26 protein-coding genes are annotated in these 23,470 nt (G+C 60.8%); 15 read left to right on the plus strand and 11 right to left on the minus strand.

Features of this window, described 5'->3' with window-relative positions:
- Nucleotides 1-37: 37 nt before the first annotated feature.
- The 7 genes from Harman_RS14870 to Harman_RS14900 all read left to right on the plus strand — a co-directional run bounded on the left by Harman_RS14870 (nt 38) and on the right by Harman_RS14900 (nt 7,973).
- Nucleotides 38-382: a DUF4112 domain-containing protein gene (locus Harman_RS14870; protein ID WP_137684563.1), complete on the plus strand. Its 345-nt coding sequence runs from the start codon at nt 38-40 to the stop codon at nt 380-382.
- Between the two features lie 45 nt (nt 383-427).
- A complete protein-coding gene (locus tag Harman_RS14875; RefSeq protein ID WP_137684564.1) occupies nt 428-2,167 on the plus strand; it encodes a radical SAM protein in 1,740 nt (579 codons plus the stop codon).
- 68 nt (nt 2,168-2,235) lie between these two features.
- Entirely contained in the window at nt 2,236-4,053 is a 1,818-nt protein-coding gene (locus Harman_RS14880; RefSeq protein ID WP_137684565.1) for a flippase-like domain-containing protein, read from the plus strand.
- A 225-nt stretch (nt 4,054-4,278) separates the two neighbouring features.
- Nucleotides 4,279-5,244: a transcription initiation factor IIB gene (locus Harman_RS14885; RefSeq protein WP_004517203.1), complete on the plus strand. Its 966-nt coding sequence runs from the start codon at nt 4,279-4,281 to the stop codon at nt 5,242-5,244.
- Between the two features lie 463 nt (nt 5,245-5,707).
- Complete coding sequence (locus Harman_RS14890; protein WP_137684566.1) at nt 5,708-6,736, plus strand: DNA-methyltransferase; 1,029 nt, start codon at nt 5,708-5,710, stop codon at nt 6,734-6,736.
- Between the two features lie 36 nt (nt 6,737-6,772).
- On the plus strand, nt 6,773-7,462 hold the full coding sequence (locus tag Harman_RS14895) for a type I 3-dehydroquinate dehydratase (RefSeq protein ID WP_137684567.1): 690 nt from the start codon (nt 6,773-6,775) through the stop codon (nt 7,460-7,462).
- A 94-nt stretch (nt 7,463-7,556) separates the two neighbouring features.
- Complete coding sequence (locus Harman_RS14900) at nt 7,557-7,973, plus strand: zinc ribbon domain-containing protein (RefSeq protein ID WP_137684568.1); 417 nt, start codon at nt 7,557-7,559, stop codon at nt 7,971-7,973.
- A gap of 36 nt (nt 7,974-8,009) precedes the next feature.
- Here Harman_RS14900 and Harman_RS14905 read toward each other — a convergent pair whose 3' ends face one another.
- Entirely contained in the window at nt 8,010-9,176 is a 1,167-nt protein-coding gene (locus tag Harman_RS14905; protein WP_137684569.1) for a 3-dehydroquinate synthase II, read from the minus strand.
- A 253-nt stretch (nt 9,177-9,429) separates the two neighbouring features.
- Between Harman_RS14905 and Harman_RS14910 the strand changes: the two genes are divergently transcribed.
- The gene (locus Harman_RS14910; protein ID WP_137684570.1) at nt 9,430-10,842 is read left to right on the plus strand and encodes a P-loop NTPase; all 1,413 of its coding nucleotides are present in this window, start codon (nt 9,430-9,432) and stop codon (nt 10,840-10,842) included.
- Here the strand turns inward: Harman_RS14910 and Harman_RS14915 are convergent.
- Genes Harman_RS14915 through trpC form a run of 4 tightly spaced genes read right to left on the minus strand, consistent with a single transcriptional unit; the run spans nt 10,839 to nt 14,570 of the window.
- Nucleotides 10,839-11,642 carry a 2-amino-3,7-dideoxy-D-threo-hept-6-ulosonate synthase gene (locus tag Harman_RS14915; RefSeq protein WP_137684571.1) on the minus strand — a complete coding sequence of 268 codons (804 nt, stop codon included), beginning with the start codon at nt 11,640-11,642 and terminating at the stop codon, nt 10,839-10,841. The two genes, Harman_RS14910 and Harman_RS14915, sit on opposite strands and share 4 nt — an antisense overlap.
- Nucleotides 11,643-11,668: 26 nt before the next feature.
- Nucleotides 11,669-12,499: a tryptophan synthase subunit alpha gene (trpA, locus tag Harman_RS14920; RefSeq protein ID WP_137684572.1), complete on the minus strand. Its 831-nt coding sequence runs from the start codon at nt 12,497-12,499 to the stop codon at nt 11,669-11,671.
- Nucleotides 12,499-13,761, minus strand: coding sequence for a tryptophan synthase subunit beta (gene trpB / locus Harman_RS14925; protein ID WP_137684573.1), 1,263 nt, complete (start codon nt 13,759-13,761; stop codon nt 12,499-12,501). Before trpB ends, trpA begins: the two co-directional genes overlap by 1 nt.
- Entirely contained in the window at nt 13,758-14,570 is an 813-nt protein-coding gene (trpC, locus tag Harman_RS14930) for an indole-3-glycerol phosphate synthase (protein ID WP_137684574.1), read from the minus strand. The genes trpB and trpC overlap by 4 nt, the downstream gene beginning before the upstream one ends.
- 130 nt (nt 14,571-14,700) lie before the next feature.
- Here trpC and Harman_RS14935 point away from each other — a divergent pair, with 130 nt between their 5' ends.
- Nucleotides 14,701-15,198: a GNAT family N-acetyltransferase gene (locus Harman_RS14935; RefSeq protein WP_137684575.1), complete on the plus strand. Its 498-nt coding sequence runs from the start codon at nt 14,701-14,703 to the stop codon at nt 15,196-15,198.
- Nucleotides 15,199-15,299: 101 nt separating this feature from the next.
- Nucleotides 15,300-16,487, plus strand: a complete 1,188-nt coding sequence (locus Harman_RS14940) for a redox-regulated ATPase YchF (RefSeq protein ID WP_137684576.1) — start codon at nt 15,300-15,302, stop codon at nt 16,485-16,487.
- Between the two features lie 58 nt (nt 16,488-16,545).
- Here the strand turns inward: Harman_RS14940 and Harman_RS14945 are convergent, their stop codons facing one another.
- The 3 genes from Harman_RS14945 to Harman_RS14955 form a co-directional block, all read right to left on the minus strand.
- Nucleotides 16,546-17,085, minus strand: coding sequence for a hypothetical protein (locus Harman_RS14945; RefSeq protein ID WP_137684595.1), 540 nt, complete (start codon nt 17,083-17,085; stop codon nt 16,546-16,548).
- 102 nt (nt 17,086-17,187) lie between these two features.
- On the minus strand, nt 17,188-17,787 hold the full coding sequence (locus tag Harman_RS14950; protein ID WP_137684577.1) for a hypothetical protein: 600 nt from the start codon (nt 17,785-17,787) through the stop codon (nt 17,188-17,190).
- Nucleotides 17,784-18,440 (minus strand): DsbA family protein, encoded by a 657-nt coding sequence (locus Harman_RS14955; protein WP_137684578.1) that lies wholly within the window; start codon nt 18,438-18,440, stop codon nt 17,784-17,786. Before Harman_RS14955 ends, Harman_RS14950 begins: the two co-directional genes overlap by 4 nt.
- 232 nt (nt 18,441-18,672) lie before the next feature.
- Between Harman_RS14955 and Harman_RS14960 the strand changes: the two genes are divergently transcribed.
- Together Harman_RS14960 and Harman_RS14965 are read left to right on the plus strand one after the other, a co-directional pair.
- On the plus strand, nt 18,673-19,167 hold the full coding sequence (locus Harman_RS14960) for a hypothetical protein (RefSeq protein WP_137684579.1): 495 nt from the start codon (nt 18,673-18,675) through the stop codon (nt 19,165-19,167).
- A 1-nt stretch (nt 19,168) separates the two neighbouring features.
- Nucleotides 19,169-20,131: a tyrosine-type recombinase/integrase gene (locus Harman_RS14965; RefSeq protein WP_137684580.1), complete on the plus strand. Its 963-nt coding sequence runs from the start codon at nt 19,169-19,171 to the stop codon at nt 20,129-20,131.
- 26 nt (nt 20,132-20,157) lie between these two features.
- Here the strand turns inward: Harman_RS14965 and Harman_RS21795 are convergent, their stop codons facing one another.
- The 3 genes from Harman_RS21795 to Harman_RS14975 all read right to left on the minus strand — a co-directional run bounded on the left by Harman_RS21795 (nt 20,158) and on the right by Harman_RS14975 (nt 21,182).
- On the minus strand, nt 20,158-20,394 hold the full coding sequence (locus Harman_RS21795; RefSeq protein WP_327411170.1) for a DUF6166 domain-containing protein: 237 nt from the start codon (nt 20,392-20,394) through the stop codon (nt 20,158-20,160).
- Entirely contained in the window at nt 20,373-20,564 is a 192-nt protein-coding gene (locus Harman_RS14970; protein ID WP_137684581.1) for a hypothetical protein, read from the minus strand. The genes Harman_RS21795 and Harman_RS14970 overlap by 22 nt, the downstream gene beginning before the upstream one ends.
- A 291-nt stretch (nt 20,565-20,855) precedes the next feature.
- On the minus strand, nt 20,856-21,182 hold the full coding sequence (locus Harman_RS14975; RefSeq protein WP_137684582.1) for a hypothetical protein: 327 nt from the start codon (nt 21,180-21,182) through the stop codon (nt 20,856-20,858).
- 207 nt (nt 21,183-21,389) lie between these two features.
- Here Harman_RS14975 and Harman_RS14980 point away from each other — a divergent pair, with 207 nt between their 5' ends.
- The 3 genes from Harman_RS14980 to Harman_RS14990 all read left to right on the plus strand — a co-directional run.
- Nucleotides 21,390-21,575, plus strand: a complete 186-nt coding sequence (locus tag Harman_RS14980) for a hypothetical protein (protein ID WP_137684583.1) — start codon at nt 21,390-21,392, stop codon at nt 21,573-21,575.
- Between the two features lie 66 nt (nt 21,576-21,641).
- Entirely contained in the window at nt 21,642-21,875 is a 234-nt protein-coding gene (locus Harman_RS14985) for a hypothetical protein (protein WP_137684584.1), read from the plus strand.
- Nucleotides 21,876-22,196: 321 nt separating this feature from the next.
- Nucleotides 22,197-23,470: hypothetical protein (locus Harman_RS14990; protein ID WP_137684585.1), on the plus strand; the 1,274-nt coding region annotated here is incomplete at its 3' end.

Consider the following 23,470-nt stretch of genomic DNA (forward strand, 5'->3'; position numbering starts at 1 on the left):
CCGACACTTCCTTGGTCCGCCGCGTCGTGGGCGACGTATGGCGTCCGAACCACCGGCGCTCGGCCGCGTCCGAACGATTGCGCATCTGCTCGACGAGAGCGTCCGGGTCCCCGGAACCGGCTTCCGCGTCGGCCTCGACCCGCTGCTGGGCCTGGTCCCGTTCGTCGGCGACGTGCTGGCCGCGCTCTGCTCGCTGTACATCGTCGCCGAGGCCGCCCGGCTCGGCGTCCGCAAGCGGACGCTGGTCCGGATGCTATTCAACGTCGCCCTAGACACGTTGGTCGGGAGCGTCCCGTTCGTCGGCGACTTCTTCGACGCCTACTGGAAGGCTAACGTCAAGAACGCCAAGCTGGTCGCAGCTGCGCTTGACGCCGACAGTTGAGGTCGACCAGACACGGTTTTAGGCGTCGAGCGTCAAGCGCCGCGTATGACTGACCCCGAGACGCTCGACGTGACCATCGTCGACGGCTACGTCGACGAACCCGCACACTTCGGGGTGCCGCCGTACATCTCGACGTATCCGCGGTACGCCGCCGGGGCGCTCGTCGACGCCGGCGTCCCCCGCGAGCGAATCACGTACCACACCATCGACGAACTCCGCGAGGACAACGCCGTCTGGCGCGACGTGGAAGACGCCGACCTCATGGTGTACGTCGGCGGCATGACCGTCCCCGGCAAGTACGTCGGCGGGACGCCGGCCGAACCCGACGAGGTCCGCGAACTGGCCTGGACGGCCAATGGGACCTCCATCATGGGCGGGCCGGTCCGCTTCGGCGTCGGCGAGGCCAACGAGGGCGCGAGCGAGACGGCCCGTGACGACCTCGATTTCGACTTCCTGGCGATGGCCGACGCGGAGGCAGCCGTCTACGACCTCGTCGAGTCCGGCCTCGAAGGGTTCAACGACCGCTACCGGGACATCGAGGAGGAGACGCGCTGGGCGCGGGCCGGCGCGTTCGTCGTCGAACAGCACCCGAACCACCCGGACTACCTCATCTGCGAGATGGAGACCTCCCGGGGCTGTCCGTACCGGTGTTCGTTTTGCACGGAGCCGATGTACGGCAACCCGGACTTCCGACCGCCCGAGAGCGTCGTCGACGAGGTCGACGCCCTCTCGGACCGCGGCGTGAAGCACTTCCGGCTCGGTCGGCAGGCCGACATCCTGGCCTACGGCGGTGACGGCGAAGCGCCCAACCCCGATGCCCTCCGACGGCTCTACGGCGGCATCCGCGAGGTCGCGCCGGACCTGGAGACGCTGCATCTGGACAACATGAACCCCATCACGGTCGTCAAGTGGCCCGAGAAGGCCCGCGAGGGGATTCGCATCATCGCCGAACACAATACGCCCGGCGACACCGCCGCCTTCGGCTTGGAATCCGCCGATCCCGACGTGATGAGCGACAACAACCTCAACGTCACCGCGGACCAGTGTTTTGAAGCGGTGAAAATCGTCAACGAGGTCGCGGGCTGGCGACCCGGCGGTGACGGCGACCCGCGGACCGACGCGGATGGGTCAGCCCCTAACTTCGGCGACGACGCCGCCCGCCGGCTTCCGAAACTGCTGCCCGGCATCAACCTCGTTCACGGGCTGAAAGGCGAGACGCGGGAGACCTTCGAGCACAACAAGCGGTTCCTCCAGCGGGTCTACGACGAGGGGCTCATGCTCCGCCGGGTGAACATCCGGCAGGTGATGGCCTTCGAGGGGACCGACATGGCCGAGACCGGCGCGGACATCGCCAAGGACCACAAACAACTGTTCAAGCAGTACAAACAGGAGGTCCGCGAGACCATCGACAACCCGATGCTCCAGCGGGTCGCACCGCCGGGGACGATACTGCCCGACGTGCATCTGGAGTACCACCAGGACGGCAAGACCTTCGGCCGCCAACTGGGGACCTATCCGCTCCTTGTGGGCATCCCTGGTGAGCGCGAACTCGGCTCCGTCGTCGACATCGCGGTCACCGACCACGGCTACCGCTCGGTCACCGGCGTTCCCTACCCGCTCGATCTCAACAGCGCGTCGATGAACGAACTCACTGCGATTCCCGGCATCGGCCGGAGTACCGCCGGCGACGTGGTGGTAAACAGACCCTACGAGTCGGTCGGCGACATTGACGTAGACTCTATCGAACGCTTCGTGACCGCCCAGTCGCCGGAAGGCGCTGACTAACGGCTGGCTCGGTCCCGTCAGCGTATCGAACGGAAAGTACTTTTCACTCCGGGGATGACCAAGAGCGTATGACTGCGGTCGAGGTGAGCGTCGTTCTCCCTGCCTACAACGAGGCAGACACCATCGAGCAGACGGTCTCGACAACGCTTGAGACGCTCGCCTCGTTTCTTCCTGACGACGCGTATGAAGTTATCGTCGCGGAGGACGGCTGCTCGGACCGCACGCCCGAGATCGCGACGCGACTCGCACGCGAGGACAGCCGAATCCGACACGTCCACAGCGACGAGCGCCTGGGTCGGGGCGGCGCGTTAGCGTACGCCTTCGAGCGGGCTGACGGCGAGACGCTGGTGTATTTCGATACTGACCTTGCGACGGATATGTCTCATCTCGAAGAACTGGTCAATGCCGTCCACGTCGACGGCTACGACGTGGCGACGGGTTCGCGCTGGATGCCCGAGAACCGCGCCGAGCGGCCCGCAAAGCGTGGTATTCCGAGCTTCGGTTACAACACGCTGGTCCGGACAGTCCTCCGGTCGGACCTTCGGGACCACCAGTGCGGGTTCAAGGCCTTCGACCGGCAGGCGCTGGAGACGCTGTTGCCGCTCGTGCAGGACGAACACTGGTTCTGGGACACGGAACTGCTCGTGAAGGCCCAGCGAAACGGCTACCGGGTGAAAGAGTTCCCCGTCGACTGGACGCCCAAGGGCGATTCGAAGGTCGACATCGTCCGGGACGTGTTCGGGATGGGCAGCCAGATACTCCGGACGTTCTGGGAACTGTCTGTCAGCCCCCGGATCACCCGCGAAGTGTCGCTGGGCGCGGGCACGATGCTCGTCGTCATCGCCCTCCTGCTGATGACGCAGTATCTCGAACCCGACCGCGTTCTCGCCGAGATGGCCGGCGCAGCGCCGGAAATCGTCGCGTTGAGCGCGGTAGTCTACGCAGTCTCGTGGCCGCTTCGGGGTATCCGCTACCGGGACATCCTCATCTCAATGGGGTATCGGGAGCGGTGGGGCTTCCTGACGGGCGCGATATTCATCAGCCAGACCGGGAACCTCGTGTTCCCGGCGCGGGCCGGCGACGCGGTCCGGGCGTACGTCATCAAGGCCCGCCGCTCGATTCCGTACCCATCCGGGTTCGCGTCGCTGGCCGTCGAGCGGGTGTTCGACCTGCTGACGATCACGCTGCTGGCCGGCGTCGTCATGATCGGACTGGCCGCAACAGGGTCGGCTGAGCAGCTGCTCACCGCGCTGACGGGCGGTACTGTCGGCGGTGATGCGGCCAGCAGCGGACGGACGGCCGTCGCCGTGGCAGCCGGGGTCGGCCTCGCCGCTATCGGGGCCGTCGTAGCGATTGTCGCCAGCGCCCGCACCGACCGGAACTTCGTCCGGGCCTTCGTCGGTCGGCTGAGCAGCGACTCCTACGCCGACTACGTCGCCGGCGTCATCGAGCGGTTCGTCGGCGACGTGCAAACCGTCGCCGCCGACGGGCCGGCCTTCGCCCGCGTCGGCGCGGGAAGTCTCCTCATCTGGACGCTCGATGTGATTACGGCGCTCATCGTCTTCGAGGCCTTCGGCTACGGCCTGACGCCGTCGCTGGTAGCCGTCGGCTTCTTCGCGGTCAGCGTCGGGAACCTCGCCAAAGTCCTGCCGCTGACGCCCGGCGGGGTCGGCCTCTACGAGGGCGCGTTCACCGTCATCGTCGCGTCGCTGACGCCGGTCGGCGTCGCCGCCGCAATCGGCGTCGCCATCGTCGACCACGCGGTCAAGAACGTCGTGACCATCATCGGCGGCATCGCGTCGATGGCCTGGCTCAACGTCTCGCTGACGACGGCCGTCGAGGAGTCCCAGTCCGCCGAGGCCATCGAACCGGAAACGAACGACTGACCGACCTATTTTATCCGCTAATCGGGGAGACAACAGGAAAACGGCCGACTTCCGTTATATGAATGGTCATGCGACTGATGCACAAACGAGGGTCTCGTGACGTGTGGCGGCGGTCTCCATAGCAATACCGAAAGGGTTTAATAATTTTCGTTCCAATACAGTGTTACCGACTGCCTCCGGGTTCTGTGATGCCTCTCACCCGGTGAGCACCCGCCTTCGCAACCAATGAGTGAACACACACGGACGCGACAGCAGCATGAGGAACAGACGACGGAGTCGACGGAATCGGAGAGCACGGCGTGCCCGGAGTGCAGTGGCTCGCTCGTTATCGACGACGAACACGGCGAAACGGTCTGTGAGGACTGTGGGTTAGTCGTCGAGTCCGACGAAATCGACCGCGGGCCGGAATGGCGCGCGTTCGACTCCAGCGAGAAAGACGAGAAGTCCCGCGTCGGTGCACCGACGACGAACATGATGCACGACAAGGGCCTCTCGACCAACATCGACTGGCGCGACAAGGACGCCTACGGCAACTCCCTGTCGGGCAAACAGCGCCAGAAGATGCAGCGCCTGCGCAAGTGGAACGAGCGGTTCCGCACCCGGGACTCCAAGGAGCGCAACCTCAAGCAGGCCCTCGGCGAGATCGACCGGATGGCCTCCGCGCTCGGACTCCCCGAAAACGTCCGCGAGACGGCCAGCGTAATCTACCGTCGTGCACTCGACGAGGACCTGCTTCCGGGCCGCTCCATTGAGGGCGTCTCGACGGCCTCGGTCTACGCCGCCGCCCGCCAGGCCGGCGTCCCGCGGAGCCTCGACGAGATTACCGAGGTCTCCCGCGTCGAGAAAAGCGAAATCGCCCGCACCTACCGCTACGTCGTCCGCGAACTCTCCCTTGAGGTCCGTCCCGCCGACCCCGAGAGCTACGTCCCGCGGTTTGCCTCCTCGCTGGAACTGTCCGACGAGGCCGAACACCGCGCCCGCCAACTGCTCCAGAACGCCAAGGAACAGGGCGTCCACTCCGGGAAGTCGCCGGTCGGCCTCGCTGCCGCCGCGGTGTACGCCGCCGCACTGCTGACCAACGAGAAGACGACCCAGGCCGCCGTGAGCGAGGTTGCCGACATCTCCGAGGTCACCATTCGCAACCGCTACCACGAACTGCTCGAAGCCGAGCAGGACCTGCCTGTTGCATAAAATTTGACTACGCGCTGAATCGCTCTGCGGAACGCGTTTTCTCTCGTAAATGGAGACATAAACAGCGTGTCCAGTTGCGCAACTGGTGGTCCAAACAGCATGAAAGCCCCGGCCGGCTGAACTCGGGGGACTCGCTGTGGTCCTCGCTCGCCATGTTCACTGCGGTCCTTACTTCGTCCGCCTTCGTTCAGCCGGCCGCCCCTTTCAGCATCCGTAGCTGATTGGCCAGCTGACATCGGGTGGGACCGAAAGGGGCCGTACTCTCAGCGAACCCCGACGACGCAAGCACTGGACGAGTGACTGTAGGGAGCGAGGAAGCGCGCAGCGAGTCGCGGGAGCTGAGAGTACGGGGGCTTTCTGGGTCTCTACAGTTGTCACTGCAGGACGGGACACGACAGTCACAGAGTGACAGTCATCGACCGACAACCGCAAGACTAGAGTCAGTTCATCCGCTGGGACCGGTATGGAGACGACACACCGGGTTCGAACCGGTGACGCCCGCACGCTCGACTGTCCCGACGACAGCGTCGAACTGGTTGTCACGTCCCCTCCCTACCCGATGATAGAGATGTGGGACGACATCTTCGCGGAATTAGACTCCGACATCGGGGCGGCGCTGGACCGCGGCGACGGCGACCGGGCGTTCACGCTGATGCACGACGTGCTCGATACGGTGTGGGCCGAGCTAGAGCGCGTCCTCGTCCCCGGTGGCATCGCCTGTATCAACGTCGGTGACGCGACGCGGTCGCTGTCCGACGGCTTTCGCTCCTATCCGAACCACGCAGAGATAACCGACCGGCTGACCGACCACGGCCTGCGCGCGCTGCCCGATATTCTGTGGCGCAAACCGACAAACAGCGGCGCGAAGTTCATGGGTTCTGGGATGGTCCCCCCGAACGCCTATCCGACACTGGAACACGAGCACATCCTCGTGTTCCGCAACGGGGAGCGCCGCCGTCTCGAACCCGGCGCTGACCGCCGCTACGAGAGCGCCTATTTCTGGGAGGAGCGCAACGAGTGGTTCTCCGACCTCTGGGAACTGCCCGGCGAGACCCAGGACCTCGACGACGGGCTTCGGGACCGCTCGGGTGCCTTCCCGCTGACAGTCCCGTATCGACTCATCTCGATGTTCTCGGTGTACGGCGACACCGTACTCGACCCGTTTCTCGGCACCGGGACGACAACGCTGGCGGCGATGGTCGCCGGGCGGAACTCGGTGGGTGTGGACCGCGACCCGGACCTGCTGTCGGCGCTCGAAGACCGGGTCGCCACGGCCCCCGAACGCTCCCGGACCATCGCCGATGAACGGCTGGCCGACCACCGATCGTGGGTCGAACAGCGCCGCGCCGACGGCAAGGAACCGGGGTACGAGGCCGAGCGGTACGACTTCGCTGTCAACACGAAACAGGAGCAGCGGATTCAGTTCTACGCGGTCGAGTCCGTCGAGTCGACCGACGACGGCTACCGGGCCGTCCACAAGCCGGTCGAGTAAGCACGGGTTTTTGTGCGGTTCCGTCGAAGCCGGCGTATGGACTTCGAGTCGTTCACCTTGCTCGCCGCGACCGACGACCTCGGGGTGGAGCCGGCCGCCCGCGCCGACGCCGACGGGCTGGAGTTGCGGCTGGACTTCGCCGACGAGCCGCTGGCACAGCTGGACGCTTACGACGGGGAACTGCCGATACTTGTCACCAACCGGCCGACGTGGGAAGGCGGCGAAGCCGCCGACACCGCCGGTCGGCTCGACGCGCTCGAAACCGCACTCGAACACGACGCCGTGACGGCTGTCGACCTCGAACTCGCGGCGCTTGAGGGAGCCGGTGACTACGACGCCGGACGGGTCGCCGACACCGCCCGCGAGCACAACGCATCCGTCGTCGTCTCAACACACAACTTCGAGTCGACGCCCGACCGGGAAGCGATTGTGAACCGCCTCGAACGAGCCTGCGCTCACGGCGACGTGGGGAAAATGGCCAGCACGGCCGAGTCGCCGGACGACGTGCTGGCGATGCTCGGGGCGAGCCGCGAACTGACCGCCATAGATGAGCGGGTGGCCACGATGTGTATGGGTGCAGCGGGGCGACACTCCCGAGCGGTCGCGCCGCTGTACGGCTCCCGCATCGGCTACGCGCCGGTCGACCCCGCCGACGCGACCGCACCGGGCCAGTACGACCTCGCAACGCTCCGGACGCTGGTCGAGCAGCTACGAAGCGACGCCTGAGAACGGACCCACGACTGGGTGTATCGCACGGCCCTTTCCTCCGATAATCATGCCTTCGGAAGATATACGGGTATGCGCCACGGATTCGCGGAGTATGACTGAAACAGGGCGCAAGCGGCCGCTGCTGGCCGTAGTGCTTGCGTTCATCTTTCCCGGGCTGGGACACTTCTATCTCCGCAAGTGGGGGCGGGGACTGCTGTGGCTCGGACTCCTGTTGGCGCTATCGGTGCTGTTAGTCGTCACCGGGACGCTCCAGCCGGTCTCCGAACTGACTCTGGAAGCTATCTCGGCGTCGTATCAGTCCAGGCCCACCGAGGTGACAATCGGCTCGGTCGTGATTACGACGCTCAACGTCGTCGACGCCTACTGGGTCGCCGTCAACGAGAACCAGACCCAGGAGGTCGAAGCCGGCGTGAAGTGTCCGAACTGCGGCAAGGAAATCGATCAGGATATCGACTTCTGTCACTGGTGTACGACGCAACTGGAACCAGTCGAGGCGGACCAGCAGTAACCGACAGACTACCCGTAAACGCCGAGCCGCGTCGGATTACTTCTCGATGATGCTCTCTTCGATTCGCTCGCCGAAGTGTGTCGCCGTGTCCTCGTGGTAGACGAGAATATCGTCGCCGGGTTCGAGGTCCGTGACGGCGGTTCGCCCGTCGCGGGTGTGGACTTTGATCGTCTCGGCGTTCTGGAGCAGCGTCTCGATGCGGTCACCGTCCTCGGTCTCGGCCTGCACGCGGAACATCGGGCGCTTCTCGATTTTCGCGCGGCCGACGATGGCCTCGCGGGTGCGACCGTTCGCGTCGACTATCTGGACCTCGTCGCCGGACTGCAGTTCCGAGAGGTACTTCGTGCCGCCGTCGGGCGTCCGGACGTAGGCGTGGACCGCGCCGGCATTGACGCGGAACGGCCGGGAGGCGACGTAGGGGGATTCAGCCGTCTCGGCGTGAACGAAGAAGAGCCCGCGGGCCATCGACCCGACGAGCATCCCCTCGTCGTGTTCCATCAGGCTGCCCGTGTCGATGCAGACGCGGTCGGCGGAGCCGGTCTGTTCGATGGCGGTGACCTCGGCGTACTCCATATCGAGTGATTCCCGCCCCATCTCGTCGCGGACTTCGACGGTTTTGCGTATCTCGTCGAGGTCGTCCGTGTCAAGCAGGACGCCGTCGGCACCCAGTTCCAGCGTCTCGTAGGCCGTCCGGGCGTCCTCGGCGGTTCTGACGCCGGCGATGAGGTCCGTCTCCTCGCCGACGCGGGCGATGAGGTTCTCAAGGGGAATGATCTGCCAGTTCTCGCCGATGACGATAGTGAAATTGGCCTCGGCGGCGACCGCCTCGGCGAAGGCCTCGTAGTCCTCATCGAAGATGCGGACGTAGCCGCCATCGGGGGCAGCCCCGTTCTGGCGGAGTGTCGAGAGGTCCGCGGAGCCGGAGAAATCGGAGGGGAGGTCAACCGTGCCGTCGCCTTCACCGTTCTTGCCGACGATAGTGGCATCGGCCTGTGAGTCCTCGGCCTCGGCCTCCATCACGTGAACGTCGCCGTTGGTGAACGCGGCGATATTGATCGCGCCGAGTTCCGAGACGCGGTCGACATCTTCCTCGTCGACCAGCACCCAGTCGACGCCGGCCTCGATACCGGCTGTTATCCGGCGTTTCCGTGTCTCCCAATCGCCGACCTCGCTGTCGGCTTTGAGCCAGACGCTTCGAGTCATACGCCCACGTCCGCAACGGCGGGGCTTGAACGTGGCGGAACCCGGGTCCGCCTGTCGGATGACAGGTGATCCAATAATGGAACTTGAAGATGTGAAATAGTATGCCCATATGAGTTGGATGAGCCGGTTCAGAGTGGATAAATTGAAATATATGTTATTTATCTATTCCCAATTATCGTAATTAAATGTTGGCCAGTGGACTTATCACTGAGTCTTACTAACAGTGTTTCTAGATTATAGAGTCCAGCTACAAATGGTTACTAACCATGTCTTCACAATCGCCGGGGCGAAAGGGGGGGTCGGAAAGACCACGTCAAGCATCAACCTCGGGACGATGCTGGCAGAGGCTGGATACTCGACCGTCGTTGTGGAGATGGACCTCGCGATGGCGAACCTCGTCGATTTCCTCGACATTGAAATCGACACCGACGAGGATACGACGTTTCACGACGTGCTGGCCGGCGACGCGTCAATCACAGACGCGATGTACGAAACCGACGTGAATCTCTCCATCGTGCCGAGCGGAACCACGCTTGAAGGGTACGCAGACACCGACCTCGACCGGCTGCCGGATATCGTGGAAACGCTCCGGTGGCACCACGATGTCGTCCTGCTGGATACGCCGGCGGGCCTGAGCGAGGAGACGATTCGACCGCTCCAGCTTGCCGATGACGCGTTGCTCATTTCAACGCCACGTGTCGCGTCAATCAGGAACGTTTCGAACACGAAAGAACTCGCCGAGCGGGTCGATGCACCGGTTCGGGGCCTCATCCTCACGAAATCCGGGACGGGGGCCTCGCCCGGTGCCGACGAGATCGCGGCGTTTCTCGATGTCGAACTGCTCGGCCACGTGCCGGAGGACGACGCCGTTCCCCACTCCCAGGACAACGGCACGCCTGTCGTCTTGAACGCGCCAAACAGCGGCGCAGCAATCGCCTACAAACGGATATCCGAACAGCTTGTCGATACAGAGAAGGCATCGAATGACACCACAACCGACGAAGTTGATCCGACGGACGCCCCGGTCTCGGCTGACACACTGCCGACGGCCCGGAACACGGAGCAGCCGAGACAGGACCACATCCCCGGGACGACGGACGGCGGCCGAGCAGTTCACCCGCCTGACGCAGCCGACGACGGTGACCTGGTCGGGTCAATGCCGACTGAGGAAGACAGCGCCGACGACCCGAGAGGTGACGACGTGGGCGAATCCGTCGATGCCGATGAGCTATCGGACACAGAGCCACAGCCAGCGGACTCGGATGCGGAAACCGAACCGTCAATAATTGACGGCTCTGATCTGGGAGAAAGCGAGCCGGAATCATCCGACGAGTCGGAGGCAGAATCCGACGCTTCGGAGCGAGAACCGGATGCTCCGGATGGAGAACCCGACGCTCCAGAAGGGGACGCCGCCGTCTCAGACTTGATTGACGACACACCGCAAGGCGGTACCGACGGTGCGCCAAGAGACGCTACCACGTCGGAACACGGTGTCGATGACTCAACGCGAGAAACCGACGGGTCCTCAGAGTCTTCCGGTGAAGGTGGTGTGGAGGGGCAGGTCGAGGGAAGGGAAACCGATGGGAATGAGGTCGATGAGGCCGAAGCCGACAGAACTGAAACAGACGGTCTCGGCGCGCGAATGCGGTCGCTGTTTGGCCTTTAGGCCTCGACGGCCAGCCCGGCCTCGCGGAGCGCTTCCTCGGTGGTGGCGTCGTCGTGGACGACGGCGGAGACGGCGCGGGCGATTTTCTCCGGTTCGTCGTGCTGGAAGATAGAGCGACCCATCGAGACACCGGAAGCCCCGGCGTCCATAGTCCCCCGAACCATTCGGACGGTCTCCTCGTCGGTTCCCTTCGACCCGCCGGCGATGACCACCGGCAGCGACGTGGACTCGACGACGTGCTGGAACGTCTCGGCGGAGCCGGTGTAGCCGGTCTTGACGATGTCCGCGCCGAGTTCCTCGGCGAGTCGGACGGCGTGGCCGACGGACTGGTTGTAGTCCTCGTTCTCGGAGTCGATGTCGGGGCCACGGGCGTAGGCCATCGCCAGCACCGGCAGGCCGTAGTGGCTCGCTTCGGTCGTCAGTTCGGCGAGTTCCTCGATCTGTTCGGGCTCGTACTGGCTACCGACGTTGATGTGGAACGAAACGGCGTCGGCTCCGGCGCGGATGGCGTCCTCGACTGTCCCCGTGACCCGCTTGTCCTGCTCGTCCGGGCCGATGGTCGTCGAGCCGTTGAGATGCGTGATGTAGCCCGCGTCGTTCTTGTTCGGATGGACGCGGCCGGCGATACCTCGCTGGGTGAGGACGGCATCCGCGCCGCCGCTGGTGACCGCGTCGATCGTCGATTCGATGTCTTTGAGGCCCTTTACAGCCCCCATTGTGATGCCGTGGTCCATCGGGACGATGACGTATGTGTCGTCTGTCCCGATGCGTTCGAGTCGTGCGCGTTTTCCTGCAGTCATGATATGAGACAGTGTGGCAAGTACGATTATGTGCGTTCCGGTTGCGGTCGTTCTGACGCCCCCCGGAGCGCGCCCTCTTTGAGTTCACGAGCCTTCGCTTCGAGCCGGTCGGCCACCTCCTCAACGGAATCGCGGTTCTCGTGGCCCTCGGCGACGATATCGACCAGTGCGGAGCCGACGATGACCCCGTCAGCGCCGGCGGAGACGATTCGCTCGGCGTGGTCACCCGTCTTGATGCCGAACCCGACGGCCTTGGGCACGTCCCAGTCGGACAGCCGGGCTAGCGATTCCTCGGTCGCGTCGTCCACGTCCTCGCGCGCGCCGGTGACGCCCAAGCGCGCCTGGACGTAGACGTAGCCCGACACCTGTTCGAGCATCCGTTCGAGCCGGTCGCCTGTCGTCGTCGGTGCGACGATGAACACCAGGTCAAGGCCGAACTCGTCACAGGCCCGTCGGAGCGGGCCGGCCTCCTCGGCGGGCAGGTCCGGGACGACAAGCCCCTCGATGCCGACCTCCGCGGCCTTCTCGACGAACGGTCGGGGGCCGTCTCCTGTGCCGTATTGGTAGATGAGGTTGTAGTAGGTCATACACACCAGCGGCACGTCCACGTCGAGATCCGTGACGAACTCGAAGAAGCGATCCGGCGTCATCCCGGCTTCCAGCGAGCGGACGATGGCGTTCTGGATGGTCTTGCCCTCTGCAATGGGCTCGGAAAAGGGCAGGCCGAGTTCGATGACATCGGCCCCGCCGCGGGCCAGCGCCTCGACGTATTCGAGTGAGGCCTCGTAGTTCGGGTCGCCGGCCGCGAGATACGGGACGAAGGCGGGCTCGTCGGCGAAGGCGCGTTCGAGGCCCATCAGAGGCCACCTCCCCCGACCCGCTTGAAGATAGACATATCGGGCGCGATGTCGAGGTCCCGCTTCGACGTTTCCTCGATGACCGTTTCGAGGTCCTTGTCGCCGCGGCCGGAGACGTTGACGACGACGGTGTCGCCGACCTCGTCGTGGTGCTCTTCGAGGTAGCCGAAGGCATGGGCCGTCTCCAGGGCCGGGATGATACCCTCGTCCTGGGAGAGCCGGTGGAACGCCTCCAGCGCGGCGTCGTCGTCGATATTGACCGGGATAACGCGGTCTTCATCGACCAAGTGGGCCAGTTCCGGGCCGACGCCGGCGTAGTCCAGCCCCGCGGAGACGGAGTGGGACTCCATTATCTGGCCGTCGGAGTCCTGCAGGAGCTTCGTGCGCGCACCGTGGAGGACGCCCTCGTCGCCGGTCGACAGCGTCGCGGAGTTGGGCGCGACGCCCTCTTCCTCGTCGACCTGCAGCGAGGAGCCGCCGGCCTCGACGGCGTAGAGGTCGACATCGGTGTCATCGACGAAGTGGGCAAACGCGCCCATCGTGTTCGAACCGCCGCCGGCGCACGCGAGAACTGCGTCAGGCAGGCCGCCCGTCTTCTCGATGGCCTGCTCGCGGGCCTCCTCGGAGATGACCGCCTGGAAGTCCCGGACCATCTTCGGGAACGGGTGCGGGCCGACGACGCTCCCGATGACGTAGTGAGTGTTCTCGACGGTGGTCGCCCAGTCCCGCATCGTCTCGGAGATGGCCTCCTTCAGCGTGCCGCGGCCGACGGTCACCGGGTTCACCTCGGAGCCGTTGATACGCATCCGGAACACGTTGGGGCGCTGGCGCGCGATGTCAGTCTCGCCCATGTAGATCTCACAGGGCATATCCAGGTGGGCCGCCGCCATCGCCGTCGCCGTGCCGTGCTGGCCGGCTCCGGTCTCGGCGATGATGCGCTCTTTACCCATGTACTTCGCCAGTAGCACCTGGCCGAGCGCGTTGTTGAGCTTGTGCGCGCCGCCGTGCAGCAGGTCCTCGCGCTTGAGGTAGACATCGGTGTCGTACCGCGCCGAGAGCTGGTCGGCGTACTGCAGCGGCGTCGGCCGGCCGCCGAAGTCGGCCAGTCGCTGTCGGAACTCGTCCATGAAGCCGTCCTCGTTTTCGAGCACGTACCGCTCGTAGGCGTCTTCCAGCTCCTCGATAGCTGGCATTAGCGCCTCGGGCACGTACTGTCCACCGTACTCGCCGAACTTGGGGTCGTGTGCGTCGTCAGTACTCATGTGTCTGTGGTCGTCTCCGCCGCGTCAGTGTCCGCATGTGTCAGCCGTCGCGTGTTCGCCGTCACGTCCGTCGCCGCGCCGTGGTCCATGATGGCCGACCCGACCAGCAGCGCGTCCGCGCCAGCCCGTCGCATCCGCGTCGCGTCTTCTTCTGTCTGTATGCCGCTTTCCGCAATGAGCGTGACGCTCTCGGGAATCACGGGTGCGACGGACTCGAAGGTGCCGAGGTCGACTGCTAGCTCTGTGAGGTCGCGGTTGTTGACGCCGATGATGTCAGCGCCGGCCTCCAGGGCTTTCTCGACCTCCGACGCCGTGTGGGTCTCCACGAGAACCTGAAAACCGCGCTCTCGCGCGGCCACAAGCAGGTCCGCCAGGTCGTCGGTCCCGTCCGCTTCGAGAAAGCGGACGATGAGCAGGACCACGTCCGCTTCGACGACATCCAGCTGGTCCTCGTGGAGGATGAAGTCCTTTCGCAGCACCGGAACGTCAACGGCATCGCGGACCCGTTCGAGGGTCTCTGCTGACCCGCCGAAGTGCTCTGGCTCCGTCAGTACGGACAGGGCCGCTGCACCACCCTCGACCATCTGCTGGGCAAGGTCGACCGGGTCGTCGGTCCGCTCGCCCTCGGCGGTCGGACTCGTGGGCTTGATTTCCGCGATGACCGGCGTCCGGCCGGCAGTCGACGCCGATTCGAAAGCGTCGGGCAGCGACCGAGGCGTCACCGATACCCGGTCGCCGCTGCCCCCGCGCTCCCGCGCCGCGTCGAGAATCGACTGAACTGCTGGTGCTATCTCCTCACTGTCGTCCATTACTGAACACTAACGTACAGAAGTGTACATAAGAGTTACCCTCTGATTGAGGCAGTGGCTGGATATATGGGGTTGCTCACGGTGTCAAATGGACCACAGTTCTATAGTGATTCGCGTTACACGTTCACATATGTCGTTTCAGACAAGCATCCGTTCGGCCGAATCAATGGATATCGCGGCTATTCGCCGGGTCGCCAGGGCCGCGTGGCACGCGGTGTACGACGACATTCTCGGCGAAGAGACTGTGAACGAACATCTCAGAGAGGGGTACGCGCCGCCGGTACTGGAGCAAATGATCGAACTCGAAGAGGTCGGCCTGTTCGTCTCGACGGCCGACGACGACGTGGTGGCGTACATGAGCTGTGGGATGACGGACGCGACCGGCTTCGGCGACCTTGACCTGTACGTCCATCCGGACTACTGGGGCGAAGGCATCGGGACAGAGCTACTGCACCGCGGCGAACAGCACTTGCACGAGCTCTCCGTGCGGAAAATCCGCGACGAGGTGCTGGCCGAAAACGAGATCGGCAACGGGTTCTACCGGACCCACTTCGAGAAGGTCGGCGAGCGGACGACCCAGGTCGGCGGGCAGGAACACCCTGTCAACGTATACGAACGGCGGTTGTAAACGCCGTCTCGTATCCGCTCCGCGCCAGTACGTGTGTGACTCACACGCTCTCGTAGCTCGTGTAACAGCGTTTAAGCAGCTGAAACTGCTTCATCTGTGCAATGAGCTACAAGATCGGACTCGTCGGCAAACCCTCTGTCGGCAAGTCCACTTTCTTCAATGCGGCGACGATGAACGACGTGCCCGAGGGCGCGTACCCGTTCACGACAATCGACCCCTCGATGGGCGAGGCGTACGTCCGCGTCGACTGTGCGGCCCCCGAGTTCGACCACACCTGCACGCCGAACCACGGCTACTGCACGGACGGCGTGCGGTTCGTCCCGACGAAGCTCGTCGACGTGGCCGGCCTCGTCCCCGGCGCACACGAAGGGAAGGGGCTCGGAAACCAGTTTCTCACGGACCTCAACGAGGCCGACGTGCTCGTCCACGTCGTCGATTTCACCGGCGAGACGGACCTTGAGGGCGAACCGACGGAGGACCACGACCCGCGCGAGGACATCGACTTCCTCGAAGACGAACTCGACATGTGGTATCTCGACATCCTGGAGAAGGGCATCGAGCGCTACCGGTCGGGGTACCACGGCGAGGACAAGGCTATCGAGGACGACCTCGCCGAGCAGATGTCGGCGTTCAAGATCAACGCCGACGAGATCAAACAGGTCGTGCTTGCGCTGGACCTGGAACTCGACCCCGACACCTGGGACGACGAGGACAGGCAGTCCCTTGCCCGGGAAATCCGCATCCGAACCAAACCGATGCTCATCGCCGCGAACAAGATGGACACCCCAGAGGCCCAGGCGAACTGGGAGGCCGTCACCGAGGACCCGGCGTACGAGCATCTCACGTTCGTCCCCGTCTCGGCCCACGCGGAGAAGGCACTGAAAAACGGCAACGAGCAGGGCGTGCTGGACTACCGCCCCGGCGACGAGGACTTCACCGTGACGGCGGACCTCCCCGAAGAGAAGGCCGCGGGGCTGGAACAGATTCGGGACTTTGTTACGGAGTTCGGCGGCACTGGCGTCCAGCAGGCGCTGGAAACCGCGCTGTTCGAGGAACTGGGCGCGATTGCCGTGTTCCCCGGCGCTCGCAAGCCCCAGGAGGACGGCACCTTCCTGCAGGACTGTTTCGTCCTCCCCGACGGGTCGACCGCGGAGGACTTTGCGTACTTCCTGCACACAGACATCGGCGAGGGCTTTCTCCACGCCCACGACGTGCGTACCGAGCGACAGATCGGCGCTGACACCGAACTCGACCACCGCGACGTGGTCGAAATCACGACGACGAACTGAGCGGGTCGCTATTACGGACATTCCGCCAGCATTGTTTTCCTATCCAGCGATAGCCGGGCTACAGCAGGAGGTGCGCCAGTATCGCGATGATAGCGACCTTCTTCACGAGGATGACGCCGATAATCAGCTGTGTCGTCGAGAGAGCGCGAACGCGTTCGATGCCACGCCGGACGAACGCCGGCGACTGAGCGAGTTCACGCACCAGCAACTGCCACTCCGCGCGGAACGTCTCGACTGCCGATCCCGCGCCGTCGGTGTAGGCGGCCTCCGGCCGCGGCAACCACTGCGAGCCGGTGTATTCGAGTTCGACTAGCGACCCCTCTAAATGGCTGGCCTGCTCGAACTGCAGGCCGTTCGCTTCACAGAGCCGCTCGACCTTGCCGATGTCGCGGTCGCTGTTCAGGTCGTAGCGCCGCTGTATCGGTTCGGTCGCCCAGTCGAACTGGAACCGACAGACGAGTTCGCTCTCGCCGACCCACACGTCGACGACCTCGGCCAGTTCGACCGTGCCGGCCGTTTCCTTCCGCTTCCGGTGGAGGTGCTCGTACTCGGCGGGGGACTCCGTCGAAGCCGTCACCTTGGACTCCGTCTCGGGCATGCCTTCTCGATACGGGTGTTTGTCTGACGACACTATACGTTTTCTCCCGCTGGAACGGTCGGTGTCTCGACAGAGCCGAGAGTTAATCGGTCAGTTACACAGTCAGATATCGACCGGACAGCCGTTGATTTCGCCGCCACGCATTCCCTCGGCGAGCCAGTAGATAGAGAGGGTCAGTACCACGAGCGCAAGCAGCGCGAATTCCAGCCCATCGAGGGGCAGAAACAGCAGGGATGTCGAGACGCCGAGCAGCGACAGCAGTCCCAGCAGAACCGCCGACCCGCAGGCCGCACAGCCCGCGCCGAGGGTCCCGAGGACGACCCCCGCAACGCCCGCGCCGCCCTGCTGGAGGTCGAGGCCGTGCTCGCGGAAGTGGTAGGTCACAAGCCCGATGTCAACGCCGGTAAGGACGGCGACGACGACCAGCAGGAGTCCCTGTGCGGGGTTGAACGACGTGCCGATGAAGGGGTACAGTTCGCCGAGCACGCGCAGTCGGCTGGCGAGCGGGAGCGACCCGCCGATCACGAGGTCGAGTACCAGCGGGACGTTCAGCGAGACGACGAACACCGTCAGCGAGACGACGGCGGCAACCGTCGCGACCGCCGCGTAGAGCGGCACCGCGAGCACGAGCCTGACCGTCCGGCCCATGAGCCGCCAGTCCCCGCGCGTCGTCGGCAATCTGAGGCCCCGTGCAGTGCTCATCCGTCGTGCTCTCCCAGTGCCTCCGCGATGAGGTCGTAACTGACGCTCCCGTTGACCTTCGTCACGAACTCGCCGTCCTCGAACAGCAGAATGATCGGCGTCGTCTCGCCCAGCCCGGCGTTTTCCGCCGCCTGAACGTCCGCCTGGACGGCGTCGTCGTGGGCCCGCTCGCGCGCGTCGCTTGCGACCGCCTCGCCGTCGACCTCGGTCTCCTCGGTGAGAAACGCCTCCGTCCGCTCCAGGACGTTGTCCGAGTCGAACGACGACTGTTCGGCGAAGTAGTGGCCAAACAGCGACCAGAACGCCTCGCCGTCGCGGGCGAACGTCGATTCCAGCGCCTGCGTCGCCGGTTCGCCCCACGGATAGATGACGGGGTAGGTCCGGACGACGTACGCACCCTTGCCTGTGTCCACGATGTTTTGCTGAATGGCCGGCACCGTGTCCTGATGGAAGCGCCGACAGGTGGGACAGGACGGGTCCTCGAACGCGAGGACGACGTGCCCACCGAGTTCGCCGCGGCGAGGCTGGGCTTCGAGGTCCGCGGCCGCCGGGTGGTCGTCGATGGACTCGCCGGTGTCCGCGTCACCACTACAGCCCGCGACCGCGCCGACGACACCCACCCCGGAGAGTGTCAGAAAGCGTCGTCTGTTCATATACGTCCGGTCGGCCCGCGTGGGTTTAGCGTTTGTTCTACTGTAAGGCCCGATGAGTAACCGTCTTGTCGCCAGCGGCAGTAGCATCTGCCGGCCGATGACGACGCCTTACAGGGCCGAACCGGGGTGACTCCCCTGTAGTGACGAGCCCTATGAGTGCCGAGGCCACACTATTAGGACTAGAAATAAAAGTATTGTTGAACAAACGTCCATATAGAGGTGTTGTTTTGCGATGACTGGTAGACGTTTGTCCAAAAGTGAAGAGCGGAAGGTCGTCAAGACTTACGCGTTGGAACAGGTGAAAAAGGAGTGGAAACAGGAAGCAGAAGAGGAGGGACTGTCGCTCAGCCGGTATCTCCACAACCTGATCCAGGAAGGACGGGCAATGCGGAAGCAAGGCCGGTTGAAACTGGGAGATAAGAGACGGGTCGAAGAACTGAGACAGGAAGTCGACGAACTGCAAAACAAGTTAGAGAAACAGGGTCAGACACGGAGTGATCCCGAGAACGCGGGCTCCACACTGGTTCAAAGACAGGTCTTAGAAAACCTGGTCCCGGAAGACGAGTACAAAACCCTGGATCAAATCCTGAAACAGTTAGTCGGAAACGAAGAGTTTCAGGACCGGCTACGCACTGAACTGAAAACCGAACTGTACCGGTTAGCGAACACGGGTAGAGTCGAGTATCGCCGGGGCAGCGGCTGGAAAAATCTGGGGGGTGGCGAATAGTATGGCAGATTCCGAGTTCCTGTTTGACGGTGAAGTCTGGGAAAAGAAGGTCTACCGGAACAAACACACAGAGATCAACGACTGGCTTCGATCCAAAGAGACTACCGGGAAGTCAAGGCGGACGCTCAACGAGTACAGCCGGACCGCGAAAAAGTTCTTCCACGAAGAGTTTCCTGAGCTGGATCCTGAAGACGTTACGGTAAGGGATATTGAAGAGTACTTGGCCAAGCTGAACCAGCGTGGGCTAAGTCAGAATACGAAACGCCGGTACTTGGAAAGCCTGTCAGCGTTCTACAGCTGGGCGCTCCAACGACCCCGATACCAGGAAATCACAGGAAACCCTGCCGCAGTCATCCTCGAAGAAGTACCGAAGAACGTCCCGGAAAGACCGGACTGCGCCACATGGGAAAACGCCAAAGCAATCGTAGACGCCGTAGAAGACCCCCGGAACTTCACCTTGACCGCAATCTTGGCCAAAACCGGTTGCCGCGCCAGCGAAGCCTGCGAAATAAAATTAGACGACCTACTGCTCGAAGAAGGATTCATCCGCCTACGGAAACGCAAAGGAGGGAAACAAACAGTCGTACCCATCGATAACGAACTAAAACAAGTCATAGAGTTCTACCAAACCCTTCGAACCAGCAAAGGAACCGACTACCTGTTCGAATCCGTCAAAGGCGGGAAAATGAAACGCAAACAGCTCCGAAAACACGTACGGAACGCCGCCGTCAAAGCAGGAGTCATGGAAGAAGGCGAAACACGGTTCCACAAAAAATTCACACCACACACCTTCAGAACAGTCTTCACCACCCAAATGAGAAACCAAGGAATGCCCGACCACATCCTCAAATACATCCGAGGAGACTCCAAAACAGAAACAATGGACATCTACACACGAGTAGACCGCACACAAGCACGCAAACAATACCTCAACTGCATCAAAAAACTCAACACCCAACTCTAACAACTACCCCTCCGTCTTCTTTCCAATCACCCAAAAACGCGGATGTACTCATCAAGCTCCCCTGCTTCCAGCCTCCAGTCTTCATGCTGATCAAAGTCCGCAAGCAACTCCTCAACCGCCGTTTGATACTCCAAAGCCACCTCATCATCACCGTACGCATCCGCCACCAAGGAAACCGCCAGCAAGTAAGGACCATGCCCCGTATAACCCCACTCAAAACTCGCCTTCGGATTAGAATTACTCAACTCCCTACGCGGAAGCAACGGAAACTCTTGGTGGTTCCAGGCTCCGAGACATACACCTGAGGAAAATACTTCTTCTGTAACTCTCCTATCTCATCAATATAGGCATCAACAATCTCTCCCTCCCTCTCACCATAATAAACGGTTTCAGCAGGGCGTTCAAGCTCCGGCAAATCAGCAATCTCATCCATCGACACAAACAAACTTACCACTAAAAATTCAAGTATAACATGATACAAAAACAACTACAACTAACCAAACTAAAGAAACAATCCAACCAGATATAGAAACACCAAGAAACCACAGTATCCCCTTCTCGTAATCACTACACAGTATATAGTCGTTCCAGGTTTTAGACCTGTTTCAAGCCATTTTGTCTAACCTGTGTTCTGTTGTTATAACCTGTTTCAGAGCAGATTTTCTAACCTGGGTGTTTTGATAAAGCCTGTTTCATACCTGGTTTTCCCACCTGATTTCTCCGGTTACAGTTTGTTGATTGCTTTCTCGATTTTCTTTCGGGCTTCGATTATGTTCTCTATTTGTTCCTGTTTGTCCCCTTCGTACATTGAGAGAGAGTCTTCGATTTCGCTGGCTATGTCGATTAGTTGTTCTGCTAAGGCGGTATCGGGGTCGTAAGCGACGATGTAGTCTTCTACTTCTTCAGGGCGCTTACTGTCCTGGAAGCTGAGGTGGTATTTTTCACTCTCATTTTCTGCACAGCCACTACATATTGGTACGACTTCGCTGTCTGCGTCGGGTTTAATCCACAGGTCATGTTCTTGTTTACAGTTTCCAAAAGCACATTTCATTATTATTGAATTACTTGTCAATTTTTATATAATTTATCCTATCTATCTTTCAAAGTGTAAGATACTTATATAAAAGTTGTAGACTAAATGTAAGATAAGGTGATTATATTGTAAACGGAGCACGGGATTACCTGCGAATGCGGTGAAACCTTCAAAACCAGCGAACAACACACCCGGCACGTCGCAATCCGGGAAGTACTGGAAGAGGTGAAGCGAATCGGAGGAAAGAAATTCTACAAGCAAGCCAAGGCCTGGGAAAACGACGCTCACAGCGGAGACCTCCAAGAATTCACGGCAAACCACGGCCTCGAACTAAAGCCCGAGAACGCAACCCAGATAGCGAAAAAAGAAATCATCCAAATCGTCAACCACCACGACCAACTTGGCCTCTAAAACCCCAAACCCTCTCTCCCTTCTTCCCCACCTATTATATCAATATTACAACATAACAGCTATATCATGACTACAACCGCAGAAATCCTCTCCAAATACGGGCTTACACGAGAAACCGTAACACAATACATCGACGCGATCACCCGGATGAACCAGACACAGACCGCAGAAGAAATCGAAGTCTCGCGCGACACCATCAACCGATACAAAAACGCGTTCAAAGAAATGAACGCGCAGGAACGCCTACTCCTCATCTCCAACCTAACCCAAGAAAAACTCCTATCCCAAACCAACAGGTGATTCACCCATCTCACAGGCATACCAGAAAGGCGACCAAGTCAAACTCATACTCGACAAGCAAAAAGGACCAGACACACATCTCCACGGCAAAAAAGGAGAAATCATCGACGTAGAATTCGACGACGCACAATCAATCACAGGAAACAGCGAAGACAACTTCATCTACACAATCCGCCTGGACAACGGAGATGTGCCCGAAATCCACTTCCGCAGACACGACCTCAAAAAGATTCAGTAATTGAGGTTATCAATAGAATATAGATATTGTCAGATACCCTGTCGACAACTTTTTATTATTTAGAACTGATTAATAGAATAATAGTGACTATTTATAAACCAAGTGAATTGGAATATGACGAAGAGCTTTACTCCAAGCTCCAACCACGGAACGGAGATTTTCTGCGCCGATTTTTCAACGCTCACGTCGAAAATCTTGAGCACCGCCGGATTGCAGAGGATGGGAACTCCACAAAAGACAATTTGTGTAAACTCGTTGCAGCGGAGTTAGAAGACGAAGCCAACACATATCTAAATCGGTACAAAAAACTCAAGGATCAAAAAGTGAGGACGGTACCGGCCGTAGATTATCTCGCAGAACACTACGATATAGACAAGGAGAACTTAGACGTAGACAATCGACACGAACTGCTACTACTCCTTTATGAGGAAGATTTGATTGACCAACTGGAAGAGTTGATTATCCGTTCCCGAATCAAATCGTATTCTGCTAAGAGTACCTATATACTTGACAGAAAGCTTGACTTTGATACATTAGAACAGAGCCTTGAGCAGTTTCACAGGGAATGGAACATAGAACGAGAAGATCCCAATGTGATTCTGGTGGATAAAGAGTTTGAGAGCGAGAATCTAATTGTATTGAAGATCTATCAAGAAACCTCAATGCAGTATCCGAAGACGTTCAGCTTCCGAGAAGATGAAGAAGATGAAATTCCGGCAATACCTGAGCTAACCAGTATCAAGTATCAACAGCTGAAGACTATCCGTTTCCAACTCGAAAATAAAGAAGACGGAACAGAACTGGTCTTTACCGAATCATTCAGTAGATGGCGGAAAACTCTAGATGACTTCTTTGAGTCAGTTTTTGATGTTGCCGATTTCCGCGAAGAAGTAGAGAAAGCATCATCGCCAGTAGCTGAAGATATTGAACGAGAGATTGTCGATAGTATCGAACAAGGAGAAGATCCAGTCGAAAGAGCTCGGAATACGATTGATGAAAAGCGTGAAGAAGCTGAAACAAGGGTCGATGATTTGGATGTTCCTGACTCACGGAAACAGGAGTTTAGAGACCGTATTGGGACTATTGAGATCAGTGGTTCTGAGATTGTAGATGATCAGTCGATTGAAACACAAGAATTCAGGTTGATCGCAGGGTTAGAGGGATTGTTTAATTCAGTAGATATTGAAGAAGGATTTCGGGATATGCTGGAGAAGGCAGAATCAGAAAAACAATCGTTTGTTATCACAATCAGCGGCAGAGCTGTTAGGTGCAGGCATGGTACTAGGCACCAGATAGGAGAAGGGTCGTTACATCATGAATATATGAGAGCTCTGCAAATCTTATTAGACGGAGAGGA

Source organism: Haloarcula mannanilytica (genome assembly GCF_005406125.1).
Lineage (GTDB): Archaea > Halobacteriota > Halobacteria > Halobacteriales > Haloarculaceae > Haloarcula > Haloarcula mannanilytica.

Coding starts and splice junctions, on each gene's coding strand:
- trpA (WP_137684572.1), bottom strand. CDS start 12,499: ATGGGCCTCGAACGCGCCTTCGCCGACGAGCCCGCCTTCGTCCCGTAT.
- Harman_RS14915 (WP_137684571.1), bottom strand. CDS start 11,642: ATGACTGCAGGAAAACGCGCACGACTCGAACGCATCGGGACAGACGAC.
- Harman_RS14870 (WP_137684563.1), top strand. CDS start 38: ATGGCGTCCGAACCACCGGCGCTCGGCCGCGTCCGAACGATTGCGCAT.
- Harman_RS14975 (WP_137684582.1), bottom strand. CDS start 21,182: ATGAAATGTGCTTTTGGAAACTGTAAACAAGAACATGACCTGTGGATT.
- Harman_RS14875 (WP_137684564.1), top strand. CDS start 428: ATGACTGACCCCGAGACGCTCGACGTGACCATCGTCGACGGCTACGTC.
- Harman_RS14895 (WP_137684567.1), top strand. CDS start 6,773: ATGGACTTCGAGTCGTTCACCTTGCTCGCCGCGACCGACGACCTCGGG.
- Harman_RS14905 (WP_137684569.1), bottom strand. CDS start 9,176: ATGACTCGAAGCGTCTGGCTCAAAGCCGACAGCGAGGTCGGCGATTGG.
- Harman_RS14935 (WP_137684575.1), top strand. CDS start 14,701: ATGTCGTTTCAGACAAGCATCCGTTCGGCCGAATCAATGGATATCGCG.
- Harman_RS14970 (WP_137684581.1), bottom strand. CDS start 20,564: ATGGATGAGATTGCTGATTTGCCGGAGCTTGAACGCCCTGCTGAAACC.
- Harman_RS14965 (WP_137684580.1), top strand. CDS start 19,169: ATGGCAGATTCCGAGTTCCTGTTTGACGGTGAAGTCTGGGAAAAGAAG.
- Harman_RS14900 (WP_137684568.1), top strand. CDS start 7,557: ATGACTGAAACAGGGCGCAAGCGGCCGCTGCTGGCCGTAGTGCTTGCG.
- Harman_RS14880 (WP_137684565.1), top strand. CDS start 2,236: ATGACTGCGGTCGAGGTGAGCGTCGTTCTCCCTGCCTACAACGAGGCA.
- Harman_RS14955 (WP_137684578.1), bottom strand. CDS start 18,440: ATGAACAGACGACGCTTTCTGACACTCTCCGGGGTGGGTGTCGTCGGC.
- Harman_RS14890 (WP_137684566.1), top strand. CDS start 5,708: ATGGAGACGACACACCGGGTTCGAACCGGTGACGCCCGCACGCTCGAC.
- Harman_RS14910 (WP_137684570.1), top strand. CDS start 9,430: ATGGTTACTAACCATGTCTTCACAATCGCCGGGGCGAAAGGGGGGGTC.
- Harman_RS14885 (WP_004517203.1), top strand. CDS start 4,279: ATGAGTGAACACACACGGACGCGACAGCAGCATGAGGAACAGACGACG.
- Harman_RS14945 (WP_137684595.1), bottom strand. CDS start 17,085: ATGCCCGAGACGGAGTCCAAGGTGACGGCTTCGACGGAGTCCCCCGCC.
- Harman_RS14950 (WP_137684577.1), bottom strand. CDS start 17,787: ATGAGCACTGCACGGGGCCTCAGATTGCCGACGACGCGCGGGGACTGG.
- trpB (WP_137684573.1), bottom strand. CDS start 13,761: ATGAGTACTGACGACGCACACGACCCCAAGTTCGGCGAGTACGGTGGA.
- trpC (WP_137684574.1), bottom strand. CDS start 14,570: ATGGACGACAGTGAGGAGATAGCACCAGCAGTTCAGTCGATTCTCGAC.
- Harman_RS14940 (WP_137684576.1), top strand. CDS start 15,300: ATGAGCTACAAGATCGGACTCGTCGGCAAACCCTCTGTCGGCAAGTCC.
- Harman_RS14985 (WP_137684584.1), top strand. CDS start 21,642: ATGACTACAACCGCAGAAATCCTCTCCAAATACGGGCTTACACGAGAA.
- Harman_RS14960 (WP_137684579.1), top strand. CDS start 18,673: ATGACTGGTAGACGTTTGTCCAAAAGTGAAGAGCGGAAGGTCGTCAAG.